The organism is Streptomyces sp. NBC_01465, assembly GCF_036227325.1.
GTDB lineage: Bacteria > Actinomycetota > Actinomycetes > Streptomycetales > Streptomycetaceae > Streptomyces.
Genome location: NZ_CP109467.1, coordinates 1,402,868 through 1,419,758, shown reverse-complemented (window position 1 = coordinate 1,419,758; position 16,891 = coordinate 1,402,868). Strand labels below are relative to the sequence as shown.

20 protein-coding genes are annotated in these 16,891 nt (G+C 71.5%); 9 read left to right on the top strand and 11 right to left on the bottom strand.

Features of this window, described 5'->3' with window-relative positions; genetic code table 11:
- Nucleotides 1-9: 9 nt before the first annotated feature.
- Genes OG707_RS06410 through OG707_RS06395 form a run of 4 tightly spaced genes read right to left on the bottom strand, consistent with a single transcriptional unit; the run spans nucleotide 10 to nucleotide 1,723 of the window.
- Nucleotides 10-696, bottom strand: a complete 687-nt coding sequence (locus tag OG707_RS06410; protein ID WP_329115276.1) for a DUF6286 domain-containing protein — start codon at nucleotides 694-696, stop codon at nucleotides 10-12.
- Nucleotides 693-1,040, bottom strand: coding sequence for a hypothetical protein (locus OG707_RS06405; protein WP_329115274.1), 348 nt, complete (start codon nucleotides 1,038-1,040; stop codon nucleotides 693-695). Before OG707_RS06405 ends, OG707_RS06410 begins: the two co-directional genes overlap by 4 nt.
- Nucleotides 1,037-1,234 (bottom strand): hypothetical protein, encoded by a 198-nt coding sequence (locus OG707_RS06400; protein ID WP_329115272.1) that lies wholly within the window; start codon nucleotides 1,232-1,234, stop codon nucleotides 1,037-1,039. The genes OG707_RS06405 and OG707_RS06400 overlap by 4 nt, the downstream gene beginning before the upstream one ends.
- 21 nt (nucleotides 1,235-1,255) lie before the next feature.
- A complete protein-coding gene (locus OG707_RS06395; protein WP_329115270.1) occupies nucleotides 1,256-1,723 on the bottom strand; it encodes an Asp23/Gls24 family envelope stress response protein in 468 nt (155 codons plus the stop codon).
- 100 nt (nucleotides 1,724-1,823) lie between these two features.
- Here OG707_RS06395 and OG707_RS06390 point away from each other — a divergent pair, with 100 nt between their 5' ends.
- Nucleotides 1,824-2,477 carry a hypothetical protein gene (locus OG707_RS06390; protein ID WP_329115268.1) on the top strand — a complete coding sequence of 218 codons (654 nt, stop codon included), beginning with the start codon at nucleotides 1,824-1,826 and terminating at the stop codon, nucleotides 2,475-2,477.
- 8 nt (nucleotides 2,478-2,485) lie between these two features.
- Here the strand turns inward: OG707_RS06390 and OG707_RS06385 are convergent, their stop codons facing one another.
- From OG707_RS06385 to OG707_RS06360, 6 genes are all read right to left on the bottom strand, one after another.
- Nucleotides 2,486-3,241 (bottom strand): SDR family oxidoreductase, encoded by a 756-nt coding sequence (locus OG707_RS06385; protein WP_329115267.1) that lies wholly within the window; start codon nucleotides 3,239-3,241, stop codon nucleotides 2,486-2,488.
- A 4-nt stretch (nucleotides 3,242-3,245) separates the two neighbouring features.
- Complete coding sequence (locus tag OG707_RS06380) at nucleotides 3,246-5,033, bottom strand: glycoside hydrolase family 15 protein (protein WP_329115265.1); 1,788 nt, start codon at nucleotides 5,031-5,033, stop codon at nucleotides 3,246-3,248.
- A 30-nt stretch (nucleotides 5,034-5,063) separates the two neighbouring features.
- Nucleotides 5,064-5,852 (bottom strand): SURF1 family cytochrome oxidase biogenesis protein, encoded by a 789-nt coding sequence (locus tag OG707_RS06375; RefSeq protein WP_329115263.1) that lies wholly within the window; start codon nucleotides 5,850-5,852, stop codon nucleotides 5,064-5,066.
- Between the two features lie 75 nt (nucleotides 5,853-5,927).
- Nucleotides 5,928-6,161, bottom strand: a complete 234-nt coding sequence (locus OG707_RS06370) for a hypothetical protein (RefSeq protein WP_329115261.1) — start codon at nucleotides 6,159-6,161, stop codon at nucleotides 5,928-5,930.
- 54 nt (nucleotides 6,162-6,215) lie between these two features.
- Nucleotides 6,216-7,199: a DEDDh family exonuclease gene (locus tag OG707_RS06365; protein ID WP_329115259.1), complete on the bottom strand. Its 984-nt coding sequence runs from the start codon at nucleotides 7,197-7,199 to the stop codon at nucleotides 6,216-6,218.
- A 45-nt stretch (nucleotides 7,200-7,244) separates the two neighbouring features.
- Nucleotides 7,245-7,862, bottom strand: a complete 618-nt coding sequence (locus tag OG707_RS06360) for a TetR/AcrR family transcriptional regulator (protein WP_329115257.1) — start codon at nucleotides 7,860-7,862, stop codon at nucleotides 7,245-7,247.
- Nucleotides 7,863-7,963: 101 nt separating this feature from the next.
- Between OG707_RS06360 and OG707_RS06355 the strand changes: the two genes are divergently transcribed.
- The 8 genes from OG707_RS06355 to OG707_RS06320 are packed head-to-tail and all read left to right on the top strand — an operon-like array spanning nucleotide 7,964 to nucleotide 15,564.
- Nucleotides 7,964-8,761: an acetoacetate decarboxylase family protein gene (locus OG707_RS06355; protein WP_329115255.1), complete on the top strand. Its 798-nt coding sequence runs from the start codon at nucleotides 7,964-7,966 to the stop codon at nucleotides 8,759-8,761.
- The gene (locus OG707_RS06350; protein WP_329115253.1) at nucleotides 8,761-9,645 is read left to right on the top strand and encodes an SDR family NAD(P)-dependent oxidoreductase; all 885 of its coding nucleotides are present in this window, start codon (nucleotides 8,761-8,763) and stop codon (nucleotides 9,643-9,645) included. Before OG707_RS06355 ends, OG707_RS06350 begins: the two co-directional genes overlap by 1 nt.
- 17 nt (nucleotides 9,646-9,662) lie before the next feature.
- On the top strand, nucleotides 9,663-10,943 hold the full coding sequence (locus tag OG707_RS06345; RefSeq protein WP_329115251.1) for an amidohydrolase family protein: 1,281 nt from the start codon (nucleotides 9,663-9,665) through the stop codon (nucleotides 10,941-10,943).
- Complete coding sequence (locus OG707_RS06340) at nucleotides 10,943-12,166, top strand: amidohydrolase family protein (RefSeq protein ID WP_329115249.1); 1,224 nt, start codon at nucleotides 10,943-10,945, stop codon at nucleotides 12,164-12,166. The genes OG707_RS06345 and OG707_RS06340 overlap by 1 nt, the downstream gene beginning before the upstream one ends.
- A 24-nt stretch (nucleotides 12,167-12,190) precedes the next feature.
- Complete coding sequence (locus tag OG707_RS06335; RefSeq protein ID WP_329115247.1) at nucleotides 12,191-12,901, top strand: VIT1/CCC1 transporter family protein; 711 nt, start codon at nucleotides 12,191-12,193, stop codon at nucleotides 12,899-12,901.
- Nucleotides 12,902-12,958: 57 nt separating this feature from the next.
- The gene (locus OG707_RS06330) at nucleotides 12,959-13,825 is read left to right on the top strand and encodes a sterol desaturase family protein (RefSeq protein WP_329115245.1); all 867 of its coding nucleotides are present in this window, start codon (nucleotides 12,959-12,961) and stop codon (nucleotides 13,823-13,825) included.
- On the top strand, nucleotides 13,822-14,502 hold the full coding sequence (locus OG707_RS06325; protein WP_443071273.1) for a lysoplasmalogenase: 681 nt from the start codon (nucleotides 13,822-13,824) through the stop codon (nucleotides 14,500-14,502). The genes OG707_RS06330 and OG707_RS06325 overlap by 4 nt, the downstream gene beginning before the upstream one ends.
- An 18-nt stretch (nucleotides 14,503-14,520) precedes the next feature.
- Complete coding sequence (locus tag OG707_RS06320) at nucleotides 14,521-15,564, top strand: zinc-dependent alcohol dehydrogenase family protein (protein ID WP_329115243.1); 1,044 nt, start codon at nucleotides 14,521-14,523, stop codon at nucleotides 15,562-15,564.
- A gap of 1 nt (nucleotide 15,565) precedes the next feature.
- Here OG707_RS06320 and OG707_RS06315 read toward each other — a convergent pair whose 3' ends face one another.
- Nucleotides 15,566-16,867, bottom strand: coding sequence for a CoA transferase (locus OG707_RS06315; protein WP_329115241.1), 1,302 nt, complete (start codon nucleotides 16,865-16,867; stop codon nucleotides 15,566-15,568).
- Between the last annotated feature and the right edge of the window lie 24 nt (nucleotides 16,868-16,891).

The following is a 16,891-nucleotide window of genomic DNA, read 5'->3' as shown; positions in this document are numbered from 1 at the left end:
TCCTCACCCCTACTTCTTCTTGGCCGGCCGATTGACGTGCACGGAGAGCCCCGGCGGTTTCGCGAGACCCAGATCCGTGATGCCCGCGCCCAGCGCGGTGTCCAAGTCGGCCCGTACGTCGTCGAGTTCACGGAAGTGCGACACCGCGCGCACCGAGACCTTCGACCGCTTCAGGTTGATACGGACCGACTGCACCCCGGCGACCTCCATCGCCCGGTCGCGCAGTACCAGCGCCGCCGCCTCCCGGTCGAGTCCGGCCCTCACGGCCTCCGTGGTGCGCCGCATCGGCAGCACTGAGCGGAGTCCCGGCGTCGCCGCCAGGAGGATCAGCCACAGTCCCAGCGCGGCCGCGACGCCCGCACCGACCAGGACCCAGGTGTCGTCCAGCGGCCGGGTCGCCAGATCGTCGACGGCCGTCTTGCGCCAGTGCATCGCCGGGCGTCCCGCCCGGACCGCGGAGATGTCGTACAGCAGCACCCCCGCGGCGCCGATCACCACGAGGGCGAGCAGCAGGGCGGGGGTGCGGCGCGGGGACCAGAAGCGGTGGGCCTTGACGCCTCCGGGGCCCACCGGTCCGTACGCCGCCGAAGAGGCGGACTGGTCGAGGCCCGGCGAACCGGCCGTCTCCGGCGTCCGCTCGATGACCGGCAGCCGCTGCGTGCCGGCCTCGCCGGGCGCAGGTTCGTACTCGCTCATCGGATCCTCCCCAGGTCCGCCCCGCGTGTCTGCGCGGAGTGCAGCCGCTCGACCTCCACCGTCACTTCGGGCACTTCCATGCCCGCCAACGCCTTGACGCGCAGGGCGACTTGACGGCGCACCGCGCCGCACTGGCCGCCGATGTCCGACGGATAACCGAGCTCCAGACTGACGCGTACCCGCGCACGGTCGTCCTGCACCGTCACGGTGGCATGAGGTGGTGCGCCGGCGGCAGGCACCGCACCGCCGAGCGCCTCACGCGCCGCCTGGGCGGCGATCTTCGAGACGACCCGGTCGGCGATCCGGGTCGCTCCGCGGTCCGCGGGCTCCACGGAGCCGGTCATCGCCGCCGGTCGCTGTCGCGGCCGTCGCGGTTGCGGAAGAAGTCGCCGGCTTCGAGGTCGCCGTCGAGGAACTTGCCCGCCACGAAGCCGATCGCACCGAGTGCGGCCACGAGCAGGAATGCCCCGAAGCCGCCGAAGTACCCGGCGAAGCCGAGTGCCATGCCGGCCATCAGGCCGACCACAGCCATACTCATCGTGCGCTCCTCTACTGGCCGTTACTGCAGACGGGGTTCGGGCTCTTCGTCCTCTTCGTCGGGCAGCTTCACGTCGCTGACCGCGATGTTGACCTCGACGACTTCGAGGCCCGTCATACGCTCGACCGCCGCGATGACGTTCTCGCGCACGTCGCGTGCGGTGTCGGCGATCGAGACGCCGTACTCGACGACGATCTCCAGGTCGAGCGCGGTCTGGACCTCGCCCACCTCGGCCTTCACGCCGCGCGAGACGGACTTGCCGCCGCCGGGCACACGGTCGCGCACCGCTCCGAACGTACGGGAGATGCCGCTGCCCATGGCGTGGACGCCCACGACGTCACGGGCCGCGAGACCGGCGATCTTCTCGACCACGCCGTCCGCGATGGTGGTGCGGCCGCGGGAGGCGGGGTCTCCGCCGCCCCTCTTGGTCACCGGGGTCTTCTTGGGCTCTTCGCCCACGGGCTCCTTCTGCACTGCGGTGTCGCTCATCGCCGTCCGTCCCTTTCCGATTCCGAGCGGTAGTGGACTCCGCTGCCCACATTAAGTGCGCTTGCCCGGTCCCGCGCCGCAGATGCGGCAGGCTGGAGCAATGACGGACAGCTGGACGCAGGCGGTACGGACCAGGCTCGGCCTCGGCAGACTGCTGCCGCTCGGCGGGGCGGCGGACGGGGCATGGATCACGGAGCGGGCGGCCGCGGCGGCGCTGCGGGCCGCGGCGGCGGAGGTGCCGGGGGCGGTGACGGGTGTGCTCCGAGTGGCCCTGGACGATCCGGAGTCGGCCGGGCCCCCGCACTTCCCGGCACCGCCGAGCGCGCTGCCGGTGGGGCCGCTGAGGGTCTCCGGGGAAGTGGAGGTGCTGGTGGGCGAAGTGCTTCCGATGGCGGTCGGCCGTCTGCGTGACGCGTTGCTCGCGGCGGCGGACGGGATGGGGCTGGAGGTGGCCGCGGCGGATCTGCGGGTGGCGGGTCTCCTGGACGCGGCCCCCGCCCCGGTGACTCCCGCGGAGCCACCGGCGCGGGCGGAGGCCACGGGCGCGGCGGCCGAGGCGGCACAGGCGGTCCCGGGGGTCGCGTACCTCACGGGTGTGCTGGGCCGCCCGGTGCAGAGCGCCGCGGACCACGTACGGATCGAGATCGCGGTGTCCGCCGGGCACCGGGCGCTGGATGTGGCGCGGGCGGTACGGGCGGCGGTGGGTGGGGAGTTGCCGGTGGTGGTGCTGGTCACGGCGGCGGACGTCGCCTGACCCGCCCCTCAGAAGCCGTGGCGTGAGCCGCCGTCTACCGGGAGCATCAGGCCCGTCAGGTAGGACGCCGCCGGCGACAGCAGGAACGCCGCCGTCCTGCCGAACTCCTCCGGGCGGCCGTAGCGGCGCAGCGGGATGCGGGACTCGTTCGCGGCGCGCGCCGCGTCCGCGTCGCCGCCCAGCGCGTCCAGTTCCCGTACCCGGTCCGTGTCGATGCGGGCCGGCAGCAGGCCGATCACGCGGATGCCGCGCGGGCCCAGCTCGTTCGCCAGGGACTTGGCGAAGCCGGCCAGGCCCGGGCGCAGGCCGTTGGAGATCGTCAGTCCGGTGATCGGCTCGTGCACCGAGCCCGAGAGTACGAAGCCGATCACGCCGCCGTCGGAGAGTTCCGCCGCGGCCGTGCGGGCGAGACGTACCGCGCCGAGGAACACCGACTCGAACGCCGTCTGCCACTGCTCGTCCGTGTTGTCCGCCGCCGATCCGGCCGCCGGGCCGCCGACGCTGATGAGGATGCCGTCGAAGCGGCCGAAGCGCTCGCGGGCGAGGGCGATCAGGCGCGCGGCCACGGCCGGGTCGGCGTTGTCGGCGGCCACGCCCAGTGCGTTCGGGCCGAGTTCGGCGGCGGCGTCCGCCGCCTTCTTCTCGTCGCGACCGGTGATGATCACCTTCGCGCCGTCCGCGGCGAGCTCACGCGCCGAGGCGAAACCCAGGCCCCGGGTCGCTCCGGTGACGATGTAGACGCGGTCCTTCAGTCCAAGATCCATGGACCTATCCTGCCTCCTCGTCACCGGCCAGTGCGAGCGCCGTGTTGACCAGGCCGATATGGCTGAACGCCTGCGGGAAGTTGCCGAGCTGGCGGCCGGCCACCGGGTCGTACTCCTCCGCCAGCAGGCCCACGTCGTTGCGCAGGGCGAGGAGCTGCTCGAAGAGTTCCCTGGCCTCCTTGACCCGCCCCGTCAGCCGCAGCGCGTCCGCCAGCCAGAACGAGCAGACCAGGAAGGTCCCTTCGTCGCCCGGCAGCCCGTCCACCGCGGGTCCGGCCGCCGCGCTGTAGCGGCGCACCAGGCCGCCGTGGCCGAGTTCGTCCCGTACCGCGTCGACCGTGCCGATCACCCGGGGGTCGTCCGGCGGGAGGAAGCCGACCTGGGGGATGAGGAGCGTCGCGGCGTCCAGCTCGGTCGAGCCGTAGGACTGGGTGAAAGTGTTGCGTTCCGGGTCGTACCCCTTCTCGCAGACCTCTCGGTGCACCTCGTCGCGCATCCGACGCCAGCGCTCCGCGTCGCCGCGCAGCTTGGGGTCGGCTTCGAGGGTGCGTACGGCACGGTCCGCGGCGACCCAGGCCATCACCTTGGAGTGGACGAAGTGGCGGCGCGGGCCGCGTACTTCCCACAGGCCCTCGTCCGGCTCGCGCCAGCGCGACTCCAGGAAGCCGAGCACGCTCAGCTGCAGCGACCAGGCGTGCGCGTTGGACTGGAGGCCCGAACTGCGCGCCAGATAAAGGGAGTCGATGACTTCGCCGTAGACGTCGAGCTGCAGCTGGTCGACGGCCCCGTTGCCGCTGCGGACCGGGGCGGAGGACTCGTAGCCGCGCAGCCAGCCGAGTTCCGTCTCCGGCAGGCGCCGCTCGCCCGAGAGCCCGTACATGATCTGCAGGTCCGCCGGATTGCCCGCGACCGCCCGCAGCAGCCAGTCGCGCCAGGCCGCCGCCTCGTCCTGGTAGCCGCAGGCCAGGAGCGCGCCCAGCGTGAGGGTGGAGTCGCGCAGCCAGCAGAAGCGGTAGTCCCAGTTGCGGACACCGCCGATCTCCTCGGGGAGGGACGTGGTCGGCGCGGCGACGATCCCGCCGGTCGGTCGGTACGTGAGCGCCTTGAGGGTGATCAGGGAGCGGACGACGGCCTCGCGGTACGGGCCCTCGTAACGGCACGTGGCCGACCACTCCCGCCAGTCCTCCAGGGACTGGTCGAGGGCCTCGTACGCATCGATCAGCTTGGGCCGAGGCTCGTGCGAGGGGTGCCAGGTCAGCACGAACGCCACCCGCTCGCCCGCGGCGACGGTGAAGGACGACCGGGTCGCGTACTGCTGCCCCCACGTCTTGACCTCCGGGACGCTGCGCAGCCATACGGAGTCGGGGCCCGCGACCGCCACCCGGTGGCCGTCGGAGCGGCGCACCCAGGGCACCACCGAGCCGTAGTCGAAGCGCAGGCGCAGGGTGCTGCTCATGGCGACCTCGCCGCTCACGCCCTCCACGATGCGCACGACGTCGGGCGCCTGGTCGCGCTGCGGCATGAAGTCGAGGACCCTGACCGTGCCCGTCCTGGTCTCCCAGAGCGACTCCAGGACGAGGGAGTCGCCGATGTAGCGGCGGGAGGTGCAGGCGGTCGCGTCGGCGGGGGCGATCCGCCAGTGGCCGTTGTCCTCGGTCCCGAGCAGGGCTGCGAAACAGGCGGCCGAGTCGAAGCGGGGCAGGCACAGCCAGTCGATCGAGCCGTTCCTGCCGACCAGGGCCGCGGTCTGCAGATCACCGATCAGGGCGTAGTCCTCGATGCGTAGCGTCACGCATTGGCCTGTTCCCGCAAGATTGCCGCGCTAAGCGGTCGCGGGTGCGGGCTCCGGTGTGGTCTTCGCCTCCGTGGCGGCCCTGTCGCGCTTTTCGCGGCGTACGAGAATCACCCAGCCGACGGGCACCCCTGCGGTGAACAGCCACCACTGGACGGCGTACGCCATGTGCGGGCCGATGTCCGAGTGCTCGGGCTCGGGGATCAGCTCGGGGGTGTCGCCCTTGGACTCCGGGGCGGTCTGCTCGATGTACCCGCCGAGCAGCTGCTCGCCCAGGACCTGCGACATCTGCTTGCTGTTGATCAGCATGACCTGGCGCGGCGGCAGGCCCTTGAGGTCCTTGATCCCGCTGGCCGCTGTCGTCTGGTCGGCCATCAGCCGCCCGGTGACGGTGATTTGGCCCTTCGGGGCGGCCGGGACCTTGGGGAAGGTGATCTGGCTGCCGTTGTCGGGGATCCAGCCGCGGTTGATCAGGACGGTCTTGCCGTCCGTCAGGTCGAAGGGGGTCAGGACGTGGTAGCCGACCGTGCCGTCGGAGGAGGTCCTGCGGCGTACGACGACCTCGTGCGCGGTGTCGTACGTCCCCGTCGCCGTCACCCGGCGCCAGTACTGGTCGTACGGGATGGTGTGCCCCGGCGAGGTCAGCTTGTCGACCGGGACCGGCGTCGCCTTGAGGTTGTCCGCGATGAGGGCGTTCTGCGCGACCTTGTGCTGGTGGCGGTGGAGCTGCCAGAAGCCGAGCTTGACCATCGTCGGCATGAGCAGCAGGGCGATGAAGGTGACGATCACCCATTGCCGGGTCAGCAGGAAGCGGTACACGTCTTTGACGGTACCTGGGCATGAAATGGCCCCCGATCGGGGGGTCCCGTCGGGGGCTGTCAGAACGGCGCGGCGTCAGACCTTGTCGACGATGCCCACCTTCCCCTCCGCGCGGGCGCAGTGGCCGCCGCAGTACCAGTGGCCCTCGACCTCGACGCCCTGGCCGATGACCCGGACGCGGCAGTGCTCACAGATGGGCGCCATGCGGTGAATGGCGCAGGAGAAGCAGTCGAAGACGTGCACCGCGCCCTGCGCGTGCACCTCGAAGGACATGCCGTAGTCGTTTCCGCAAACCTCACAACGTGCCATGCGCCACAGGGTGCTGCTTGTAGGACCGCAGTGGTGTGCGGCACGCCCGGCGGCTCACCCGTCTGCAGGTGCGACGTCCCTCAGCAGCTGGCTGTACGCGGCCTCGTCCACGACCGGAGTGCCGTACGACTTGGCCTTGACCGTCTTGGACGTCGCCGAGTCCGGGTCGTTGGTCACCAGCAGGCTGGTCAGCCGCGAGACGCTCGTGGCGACATGCAGTCCGGCCTCGGTCGTGCGGTCCTCCAGGAGCTCGCGGTCGACGGAGGTGTCGCCGGAGAAGGCGATCCGCATGCCCTGCCGCAGCGGCCGCTCCCGGTCGTAGCGCCCCGGGTTCGGGTACGGGCAGGGGGGCCGCTTCTTCGACTGGCGCCAGGTGCCGCCGCTGTTGCCGTACGAGGACTGGTACCCGACGCGGGGTGCGGCGGGGGAGTCAGACCACTCGGTGAGCGGCAGGCACTCCAGGAGCGGGAGGCGGGCACCGCGCTGCGCGGCCGCGTGCAGGGAGGGGCGGAACGCCTCGGCGAGGACGCGGGCGTCGTCCAGCGCGTTGTGCGCGTTGCGCTGCTCGACGCCGAAGTGCGCGGCGAGGGACTCCAGCTTGTGGTTGGGCAGCGGGAGCGCCAGCTCCTTGGAGAGCGCGATCGTGCACAGCCGCTGGCGCACGGGGGCGGTGACCGCGGCGCGCGCGTACTCCCGGGAGATCATCGACCAGTCGAAGATCGCGTTGTGCGCGACCAGGACGCGGCCGTCCAGGCGCTCGGAGAACGCGGAGGCGATCTCCGGGAAGAGCGGAGCGCTGCGCAGCATGTCGCTGGTCAGCCCGTGGATCCAGACGGGGCCCGGGTCACGCTCCGGGTTGATCAGCGTGTACCAGTGGTCCTCGACATTGCCCTGGGCGTCCAGCCGGTAGACGGCGGCAGAGATTATCCGGTCGTCCCGTGCGAGGCCGGTGGTCTCCACGTCGACCACCGCGTACCCCTGCGGGTAGGCGGGCGGCCACGCTGTCGCTGCGGTCTGGCGGTCGTCGAGCATGGTCACAGAGGATACGGGCCAAGACTGACAACTCCTGAATCGTGGTGGCCGTCAGCCGGCGAGCAGGCTCTCCACCAGGGCTCGTACGGAGACGGAGAAGAGCCGTTCGGGGTCGGCGGGACGGGCCAGCGCGCGGGCCAGCGCCGGGTCGTGCTCGGAGACGGTGTCGGTCCACAGGTCGCTCTCGCCGGGGGACTGGACGGGGGCGCGCTCGCGATTGCGCTCCACCAGCAGGTACCCGACGACCTGGAACTGCACGGCCCGCACCGTCTCGGCGGCCCGCACCCCGCGCAGCCCCGCCGCGTGCACCTCGTGGACCAGGGCCTGCTGGGCGGGGAGGAACATCCGCTCGGTCAGGCCGCGTTCATGGACCATCGCGATCAGATGCGGGCGGGCGCGCAGCTCGCGGCGGAGCGTGCGGGCCACGGAGACGATGCGCTCGGCGGGGGCGGAACCGCGTGGGACGATCGCGCCCATCTCCTCGACCGTGCGCTCGACGAGGGCGTCCAGGAGCTGCTCGCGGTTGCCCACGTGCCAGTAGATCGAGGTGACCGCCGTGCCGAGCTCGGCGGCCAGCTTGCGCATGGACAGGCCGCTCGGGCCGTGCTGCTTCACGAGGTCCGCGGCAGCGTCCAGGACCTCTTCGCGGGTCAGTGATGTGCGGGGCATGAGTCCTCAACTTCCGTCCGTGCACGGCTCTTTACCCTTCATCGCGCTCGGTGTAACCCTGTTACAGACCCCCGGACATCCGTAATGAAGGGCGGTACGACATGGCACGCGTACGGTACGGAGCGCGCACCGAGGCCGAGATCGCGGCGGCGCGCACAGCGAGCTCGAAGCTCCCCGACATCTGGTCCACCGGTGTGGTGGCCGTCTGGGAGAGCGACCCCGACGCGGTGGCAGCGGTTCTTCCGCCGCCGCTGAAGCCGGCGGAGCGGCCCCTGGTGCGGGCCAACATCAGCAAGGTCGATCTGCCCGGCTACCCGCTCGGCGCCGGGTCGGTGGCGGTCGCCGCCGTCCACGACGGGCAGGAGGGCTGGTATCCGCTCGTCATGCCGATGACGCACGAGCGGGCGCTGATCGGCGGGCGCGAGGTCTTCGGCGAGCCGAAGAAGCTGGGCGAGGTGACGGTCGACCGCGACGGTCTGGTCGTACGGGCGGCGCTCGCCCGGCACGGCATCGCCTTCGTGGAGGTGCGGGGTGCCGTGGAGGGGCCGCTGCCGCTGCCCGAGCCGAAGGAGAAGGTCGACTTCTACTTCAAGTTCCTTCCCGCGGTGGACGGTTCGGGCTTCGACGCCGATCCGGTCCTGGTGCACTGCACGCGGAACGAGAAGGTCAGGAAGCTGGAGAAGATAACCGGCGACGTGGTGCTGCGCGAGTCGATGTACGACCCCATCGCCGACCTCCCGGTGCGCAAGGTCGTCGAGATCACCATCGGCGAGAAGACCACCGACCAGAAGGGCAAGGTCGTCGAGCGGGTGAGCGCGCAGGCCCTGCTGCCGTACATCCACCAGCGCTACGACGACCCGCAGCAGATCCTCGACGGACCGCCCGAGGGGAGCGTCTGATGCGCCTCGAAGCCGGGCAGACCGCCGTCGTCACGGGGGCGGCGAGCGGGATCGGGCTCGCGATGGCCCGCAAGTTTGCGTCGGAAGGGCTGAAGGTTGTCCTCGCGGATGTCGAGGAGGGAGCCCTGGAGAAGGCTGCGGCCGGGCTCAGGGAGGACGGTGCTCAGGTCCTGGCGCAGGTCGTCGACGTCAGCGAGCGCGACTCCGTGCTGGGGCTCGCGGATGCCGCGTACGACACCTTCGGCGCTGTGCACGTCCTGTGCAACAACGCGGGGGTCGGCTCCGGCGCCGAGGGCCGGATGTGGCAGCACGAGCCCAACGACTGGAAGTGGGCCTTCTCCGTCAATGTGTGGGGCGTCTTCCACGGCATCCAGGCCTTCGTGCCGCGCATGATCGAGGGCGGCGAGCCGGGCCATGTCGTCAACACCTCGTCGGGGGACGGCGGAATCGCACCGCTGCCGACCGCGTCCGTGTACGCGGTGACCAAGGCGGCCGTCGTGACGATGACCGAGTCGCTGTACGCGCATCTGAAGGCGGAGGGCGTCCAGGTGGGCGCGTCCGTGCTCTTCCCCGGGCCGCACATGCTCCGCACCGGGCTGTGGGAGTCGCACAGGAACCGGCCCGAGCGGTACGCGAAGGAGCGGCCGCGCAAGACCCCGTACCGCAGCCTCGACAAGTGGGAGGCGGCGATGAAGGAGGCCGGGCAGGAGGTGCAGTTCACGCCGGTCGAGGAGGTCGCCGAGCTGGTCGCTGAGGGGATCGGGGAGGGCCGCTTCTGGCTGCTGCCCGAGAGCGAGCACAGCGACCGGCAGATCCGGGCGAGGTCGCAGTCGATGCTGGACCGCGCCAATCCGTCGTACCTCGAGAACTTCATCCTGGACTGAGCTGAGGGGACAGAGCGATGACGAACACAGACCCGTACCTGATCATCTCCTCCGACTGCCACGCCGGACTGCCGACCGAGCAGTACCGGCCCTACCTGGACGCCCGGTTCCACCGGGACTTCGACGAATTCCTCGCGGGGCGGGAGCGCCGGCGCGAGGAGATGACCCGTCTCGGCGTACGCAACGAGGCCTTCGCCAACAAGTGGTTCGCCGACAACGAGGAAGGGCTGAAAGGCGGTTGGGACGCCGCCCAGCGCCTGAAGGAGCTCGACGGCGACGGGGTGGCGGCCGAGGTCGTCTTCCCCGACGCGGACGCCGTGGACAGCCAGACCGCGGCCCCCTTCGGGGTCGGGCTCGGGCTTTCGGGCGACCAGGACCCGGACCTCGGCATGGCGGGCGCGCAGGCGCACAACCGGTGGCTCGCGGAATTCGTGGGCCAGAACCCCGAACGGCACTGCGGTGTCGCCCTGTTGCCCATCACGGGCGAGGTCGACCGGGTGGTCGCCGAAGTGCACCGGGCCAAGGAGTCCGGGCTCGGGGCGCTGATGATCCCCTCGATGTGGGTGGACAAGGCCCCGTACCACGACCGGCGTTACGACCCCGTCTGGGCGGCCGCCGCCGAGACACAGATGCCGATCGTCACGCACTCGGGCGCCGCACCGCGCCATGAGTACGGCGACCACCTGGGCATCTACGTCAGCGAGGTCACCTGGTGGCCCGCCCGCCCCCTCTGGTTCCTGCTCTGGTCCGGGGTCTTCGAGCGCCACCCCGGCCTGAAGTTCGGCGTCGCCGAGTCCGGCTGCTGGTGGCTGCCCAACCAGCTCTGGTTCATGGACCGGCTGTACCTGGGCGCGCACGGCGGCAAGAAGCTCTCGCCGTTCGCCGAGCTGAAGCGGCCGCCGAGCGAGTACCTCGACCGCCAGGTCTTCATCTGCGCCACCAACACCAAGCGGCGCGAGCTCGCCCAGCGCTACGAGATCGGCGTCGACAACATCCTCTGGGGCAGCGACTTCCCGCACCCCGAGGGCACCTGGCCCAAGACCCGCGAGTGGCTGAAGAACACCTTCCACGACATCCCCGTCGACGAGACCCGGCGCATGCTCGGACTCGCGGCGGCCGACGTTTTCGGCTTCGACACCCAGAAGCTCGCCCCCCTCGCACAGCGCATCGGACCGACCCCGGCCGACCTGGGGCAGCCCGAGGACCAGACGGCCGTCACGGCCTCCTGGGCCAAGTCCCGTGAAGTGGGCCGCCATTGGCTCACCGACCACGACTTCCCGCAGATGGGAGTCCTGTGATGGACCGCTACACGGTCATCTCCGCCGACTGCCACGCAGGCGCCGATCTCCTCGACTACAAGCCCTATCTGGAGAAGCGCCACCACGACGACTTCGACGCCTGGGCGGCCACCTACGTCAACCCGTACGAGGACCTCCTCGCCGACACCGCCGACCGCAACTGGAACTCCGAGCGCCGCATCGCCGAACTCGAAGAGGACGGCATCGTCGCCGAGGTCGTCTTCCCCAACACCATCCCGCCGTTCTTCCCCAGCGCCTCCCTCATGGCGCCGGCCCCGTCCCAGCAGGAGTACGAACAGCGCTGGGCCGGCCTGCGCGCCCACAACCGCTGGCTCGCCGACTTCTGCGAACAGGCCCCGGGCCGCCGCGCGGGCGTCGCGCAGATCCTCCTCAACGACGTGGACGAGGCGGTACGGGAAGTGCGCCGCGTCCACGCCGCAGGCCTCACCGGCGGCGTCCTGCTGCCGGGCGCACCGCCGGGATCCGGCATCCCGGAGCTCTACTCGGCGACGTACGACCCCCTCTGGGCGGTCTGCGCCGAACTCGGCGTGCCCGTCAACCACCACGGCGGCTCGGCATCCCCGCCGCTCGGCGACGAACCGGCCGCCCGCGCGGTCTTCATGGTCGAGACGACCTGGTTCTCGCACCGGGCGCTCTGGCACCTCATCTTCGGCGGCGCCTTCCGCCGCCACCCGGACCTCAAACTGGTCCTCACCGAACAGGGCTCGGGCTGGATCCCCCGGGTCCTGGACATGCTGGACTACTACCACGGCCGCCTCGTCGCGGCCGAGTCCCGCGCCACCACCGCGGAGTCCAAGTTCGGTGCGGGGCTTGCCGATTCGATGGGGAAGGGGCCCAGCGAGGTCTGGCGCGACAACTGCTTCGTCGGGGCCAGTTTCATGCGTCCCCACGAGGTGCCGCTGCGCGAGACGATCGGCCTCGACAAGATCATGTGGGGGAGCGACTACCCGCACGACGAGGGCACGCACCCGTACACCCGCGAGGGCCTGCGGATCGCGTACGCCGGTCTGCCGCGCGAGGAGGTCGCCGCGATGGTCGGCGGCAACACGGCGCGGGTGTACGGATTCGACCTCGGCCTCCTGGACCCGATCGCGGCGAAGGTCGGCCCCACCGTCGAGGAGATCGCCGAACCGCTGACGGAGATCCCGGCGGACGCGACCAGTCCCGCCTTCGCCCGGGGAGGGTCGGTGCGCGTCTGGTGAGCGGGCGGGTGAGACCCTCCCCGGGTGACTGAAGAAACGCACGACGAAGCCCACAACGGCGGCCTCGGAGCCCGGCTCAACTGGCTCCGGGCCGCCGTGCTCGGCGCCAACGACGGCATCGTCTCCACGGCGGGCATCGTCGTCGGCGTCGCCGGTGCGACCGGTTCGCGCAACGCGCTGCTGACGGCCGGACTCGCAGGACTGCTCGCCGGATCGATGTCGATGGCAGCGGGGGAGTACGTCTCGGTCTCCACCCAGCGGGACTCCGAGAAGGCCGCCCTGGCGCAGGAGAGGCGCGAGCTGAGGGAGGCGCCGGAGGCCGAACTCATCGAGCTGACCGGGCTGTTGGAGGGCAAGGGGCTCAGTGCGGAGGTCGCCCGCGAGGCCGCCGTGCAGCTCACCGAGCGCGACGCGCTGCGCGCCCACGCGGAGGTCGAGCTCGGCATCGACCCCGACGACCTGACCAACCCCTGGCACGCTGCGCTCGCCAGCTTCCTCGCCTTCACCGCGGGCGCACTGCTGCCGCTGCTCGCGATGGTGCTGCCGCCCGCCTCCGTACGCCTGTACGTGACGGTCCTGTCGGTGCTCGGGGCGCTGGCGCTCGCGGGGTGGGGCAGTGCGCGGCTCGGGGCGGCCCCGGTGCGCCCGGCGGTCCTGCGGAATGTGTGCGGCGGGGCGCTGGCCATGGCGGTCACGTACGGGGCGGGCGCACTGCTGGGCGCGACAGGCGTTTGAATACTAGTCGGTAACAACATCTAGCCGGAGCGGATCTGCTGCCTCTACGGTGCTCGCATGGAGCCGAACCTGCCCGATGTCGTGCTGTGGTCGATCCCGGCCTTCGTCCTGCTCACCGTGGTCGAAATGGTGAGCGTCCGCTTCCATCCGGACGAGGATGCGGCGGGGTACGAGAAGAAGGACGCCGCCACCAGCGTCGGCATGGGGCTCGGCAGCCTGGTCTTCGACTTCGTGTGGAAGATCCCGATCGTCGCGGTCTACACGGCGGTGTACGAGCTCACCCCGCTGCGCATACCCGTGCTGTGGTGGACGGTCCCGCTGATGCTGCTCGGCCAGGACTTCTTCTACTACTGGTCGCACCGGGGCCACCATGTGATCCGGATCCTGTGGGCGTGCCACGTGGTGCACCACTCCAGCCGGAAGTTCAACCTGACGACGGCGCTGCGGCAGCCGTGGACGTCTCTGACGGTCTGGCCCTTCTACGTCCCGCTGATCGCGCTGGGTGTGCACCCGGCGGCGCTCGCGTTCTGCTCGTCGGCCAACCTCGTCTACCAGTTCTGGGTGCACACGGAGCGGATCGACAAGCTGCCGCGGCCCTTCGAGTACGTACTGAACACGCCGTCGCACCATCGGGTGCACCATGCGTCCCAAGGGGGGTATCTGGACCGGAACTTCGGGGGGATTCTCATCTTGTGGGACCGGTGGTTCGGGTCGTTCACGGCGGAGACGGAGCGGCCGGTGTTCGGGCTGACGAAGAACATCGCGACGCACAACCCTCTGCGGGTGGCGACGCATGAGTACGCGGCGATCTTGCGGGATGTGCGGGCGGCGAGCTCTTGGGGGGAGCGGGCGGGGCGGGTGTTCCGGGGGCCCGGGTGGGCGCCTGCGGCTGCGCCGGTCCCTGAGCCGGAGCGGGTTGCGTGACCCGGGTCGGGGGTGTGCCCACCCGTTCCGCCCTGCGGAACGACTGCCCACTGGTGGTATTCGGCGCGGCTGTTCTGGTTGATCTGGGATCCCTGCTTGCCGGGTGGGATCCCGGACACCTCATCACCAAGCCGCTGCTCATGCCGCTGCTCGCCTTCCACGCCTACACCCGTGGCGCCCCGAAGATCCTCCTCGCCGCCCTCCTCCTCGGCTGGGGCGGCGACGTCTTCCTCCTCTCCTCCGCCGACCCCGCCTTCCTCGTCGGCATGGCCTGTTTCGCGGGCGGGCACGTCTGCTATCTCGTCGCCTTCGGACGCGGCCGTACGTCACCCCTCCTCGGTGCCGCCTATGCCGCAGCCCTCGTCGCCACCGTCGCCGCGCTCTGGCCCGACCTCCCCGCCGACCTCCGTATCCCCGTCGCCGGCTACTCGCTCCTCCTCACCGCCATGGCGTACCGCTCCAGCCGCCTCGGCCTGTGGGGCGGCATCGGCGGGGCGCTCTTCCTGCTCTCCGACACCCTCATCGCCACCGGTGTCGCCGACTGGCCCCAGCTGCCCCGGCCCGACTTCTGGGTGATGGCGACCTACATCGCGGCCCAGACCCTGCTGGCCAGGGCCCTGCTCGCGGAAGCGGGGACCCCTGCGCAGGCGTACCGTGAGAGCCGTACATCTGTCTGATCAGCAAGGACTCGCACCATGCGCGCCACCACCATCCACGCCCCCCTCGACATGCGCGTCGAGGAGGTGCCGGACCCCGTCGTCCAGCAGCCCACCGACGCTGTCGTCCGCGTCCTGCGCGCCTGCATCTGCGGCAGCGACCTCTGGGCGTACCGGGGCGTGGCCGCCCGGAAGCCCGGACAGCGGATCGGGCACGAGTTCCTCGGCATCGTCGAGGAGGCGGGCTCCGGCGTGACCGGGTTCGCCGCCGGTGACCTCGTCGTGGCGCCCTTCGTCTGGTCCGACGGCACGTGCGACTTCTGTGCCGAGGGCCTCACCACCTCCTGCCCGCAGGGCGGATTCTGGGGCTCGCCCGGATCCGACGGCGGCCAGGGCGAGGCCGTCCGCGTGCCCTTCGCCGACGGCACGCTGGTGAAGCTGCCCGCCGACGCCGCCTCCGACGAGCACATGCTGACCGCTCTCCTCGCCCTCTCCGACGTCATGGGCACCGGCCACCACGCCGCGCTCGGCGCCGGTGTCGTCAAGGGCTCCACGGTCGCGGTCGTCGGCGACGGCGCGGTCGGGCTCTGCGGTGTGCTGGCCGCCAAGCGCCTGGGCGCCGAGCGCATCATCGCGATGGGCCGCCACACGGACCGCACCGACATCGCCAAGCTCTTCGGCGCCACCGACGTCGTCGCGGCGCGCGGCGACGAAGCGGTCGCCGCCGTACGGGAGTTGACCCGCGGCCAGGGCGCCCACTCCGTCATCGAGGCCGTCGGCACCGAGCAGTCGATGCGCACCGCCGTGGCGATCACCCGCGACGGCGGCGCCGTCGGCTACGTCGGCGTCCCGCACGGCAGCGGCACCGGCCTGGACCTCAGCGACATGTTCGACCGCAACGTCGCCCTGCGCGGCGGGGTCGCGCCCGTCCGTACGTACATCCCCGAGCTGCTCCCCGACGTGCTGGACGGCACGATCGACCCGTCGCCGGTCTTCGACCTCACGGTCGGGCTCGACGGGGTGCCGGACGGCTACAAGGCGATGGACGAGCGCACGGCGCTGAAGGTCCTCGTCAAGCCGTAAGTCAGAGCCAGACGGGGGAGTCGGCCCCCAGGAGGCCCGGCGGACGCGACCAGCCCGCCGGGCCTCCGTCGTAGGCGACGGGCGACGGGGCGTGCCGCAAACGCCCCAACGGGCTGTCGGTCTCGGCCAGTTGGGGTGTGTACGAGTCAGGGGAAGCCCCGGCTCCCGGCGCCAGCTCCCGTAGCCAGTGGGCCGTACGGGCCAGCGAGAGGCGCAGCCGCCGCGTGCCGCCGTGCGCGTCCTGCTCGGTCAGTGCACGCAGCACCGCCGCGGCCAGCAGATACCCCGTGCCGTGGTCGAGGGCCTGCGCTGGCAGCGCGCCCGGCTTCCCCTCGGAGCCCTCCAACTCTGCGATCCCCGTGCCCACTTGGACCAGACTGTCGAAGCCGCGCCGCTCGCGCCACGGCCCGTAGTCGCCCCACGCGGAGAGCTGGGCCGTGACCAGTCCCGGCCGCTGGAGGTCGTACACGTCCAGCGCTCCCGGCCGGTATCCGGTCACCAGGACGTCCGCCGCATCAAGGAGGTCGGCGAAGGTACGCCGGTCCGCGTGCCGGCGAAGGTCCAGCGTCGCCGAGCGCTTCCCGAAGCCCGTGTCCGCGTGCTGGTCGGGGAGTTCGGGCGACTGCGGCGCGTCGATCCGCAGGACGTCGGCGCCGAGGAGCCCCAGCGTGCGGGTGGCGACCGGCCCCGCGATGACCCGGGTCAGATCGAGGACCTTGAGCCGCTCGCCGCGCGGCTTCGGCGGGGCCTCGTCCAGCAACTCTGGTACAACCAGAGGCCGTTCAGCCACAGCGACGCACTGCGGATGCGCCGCCCACTCCTCGGGTGTACGCAGCGCCACCGCCAGCCCCCCGGCCGCGTACACCGTCTCCTCCACCTCCAGGGCCCGCCGCCCCGCCAGCTCGGCCTCCACCTTCTCCTCGGGGACGCCCAACGCGGCCAGCAGCGCCGCCCTGTGGTGCGGATAGTTGGCATGGGTGCGGACCCAGCCGTCGGCCGTACGCCAGAACCGGGACAGCGGCGCGAAGTTCACCGGTTTCCGGCCGTCCACGAGGAGATGCCGCTCGCTGGTGAAGGCCGTGGCGACCGCGCCGTCGTCCACCCGTACGCGAGGAGAACCGGCCCGCTCGGCGGCGGCCAGCGCGCACGCCGCCACCGTGGAACGGGCCAGCTCCATGACCGGGAGCCGCGAGGGCAGCAGCCCGGCGGGGTCCCCGTACTCGATCCGCGGGATCAGCGCGGGATCGCCGCCGACCGCCGCCCAGGCCTGTTCCGTACCGGAGGAGATGTGTGCGTGCGTCATGCGGGCAGCGTAAAGGGGCCGCGA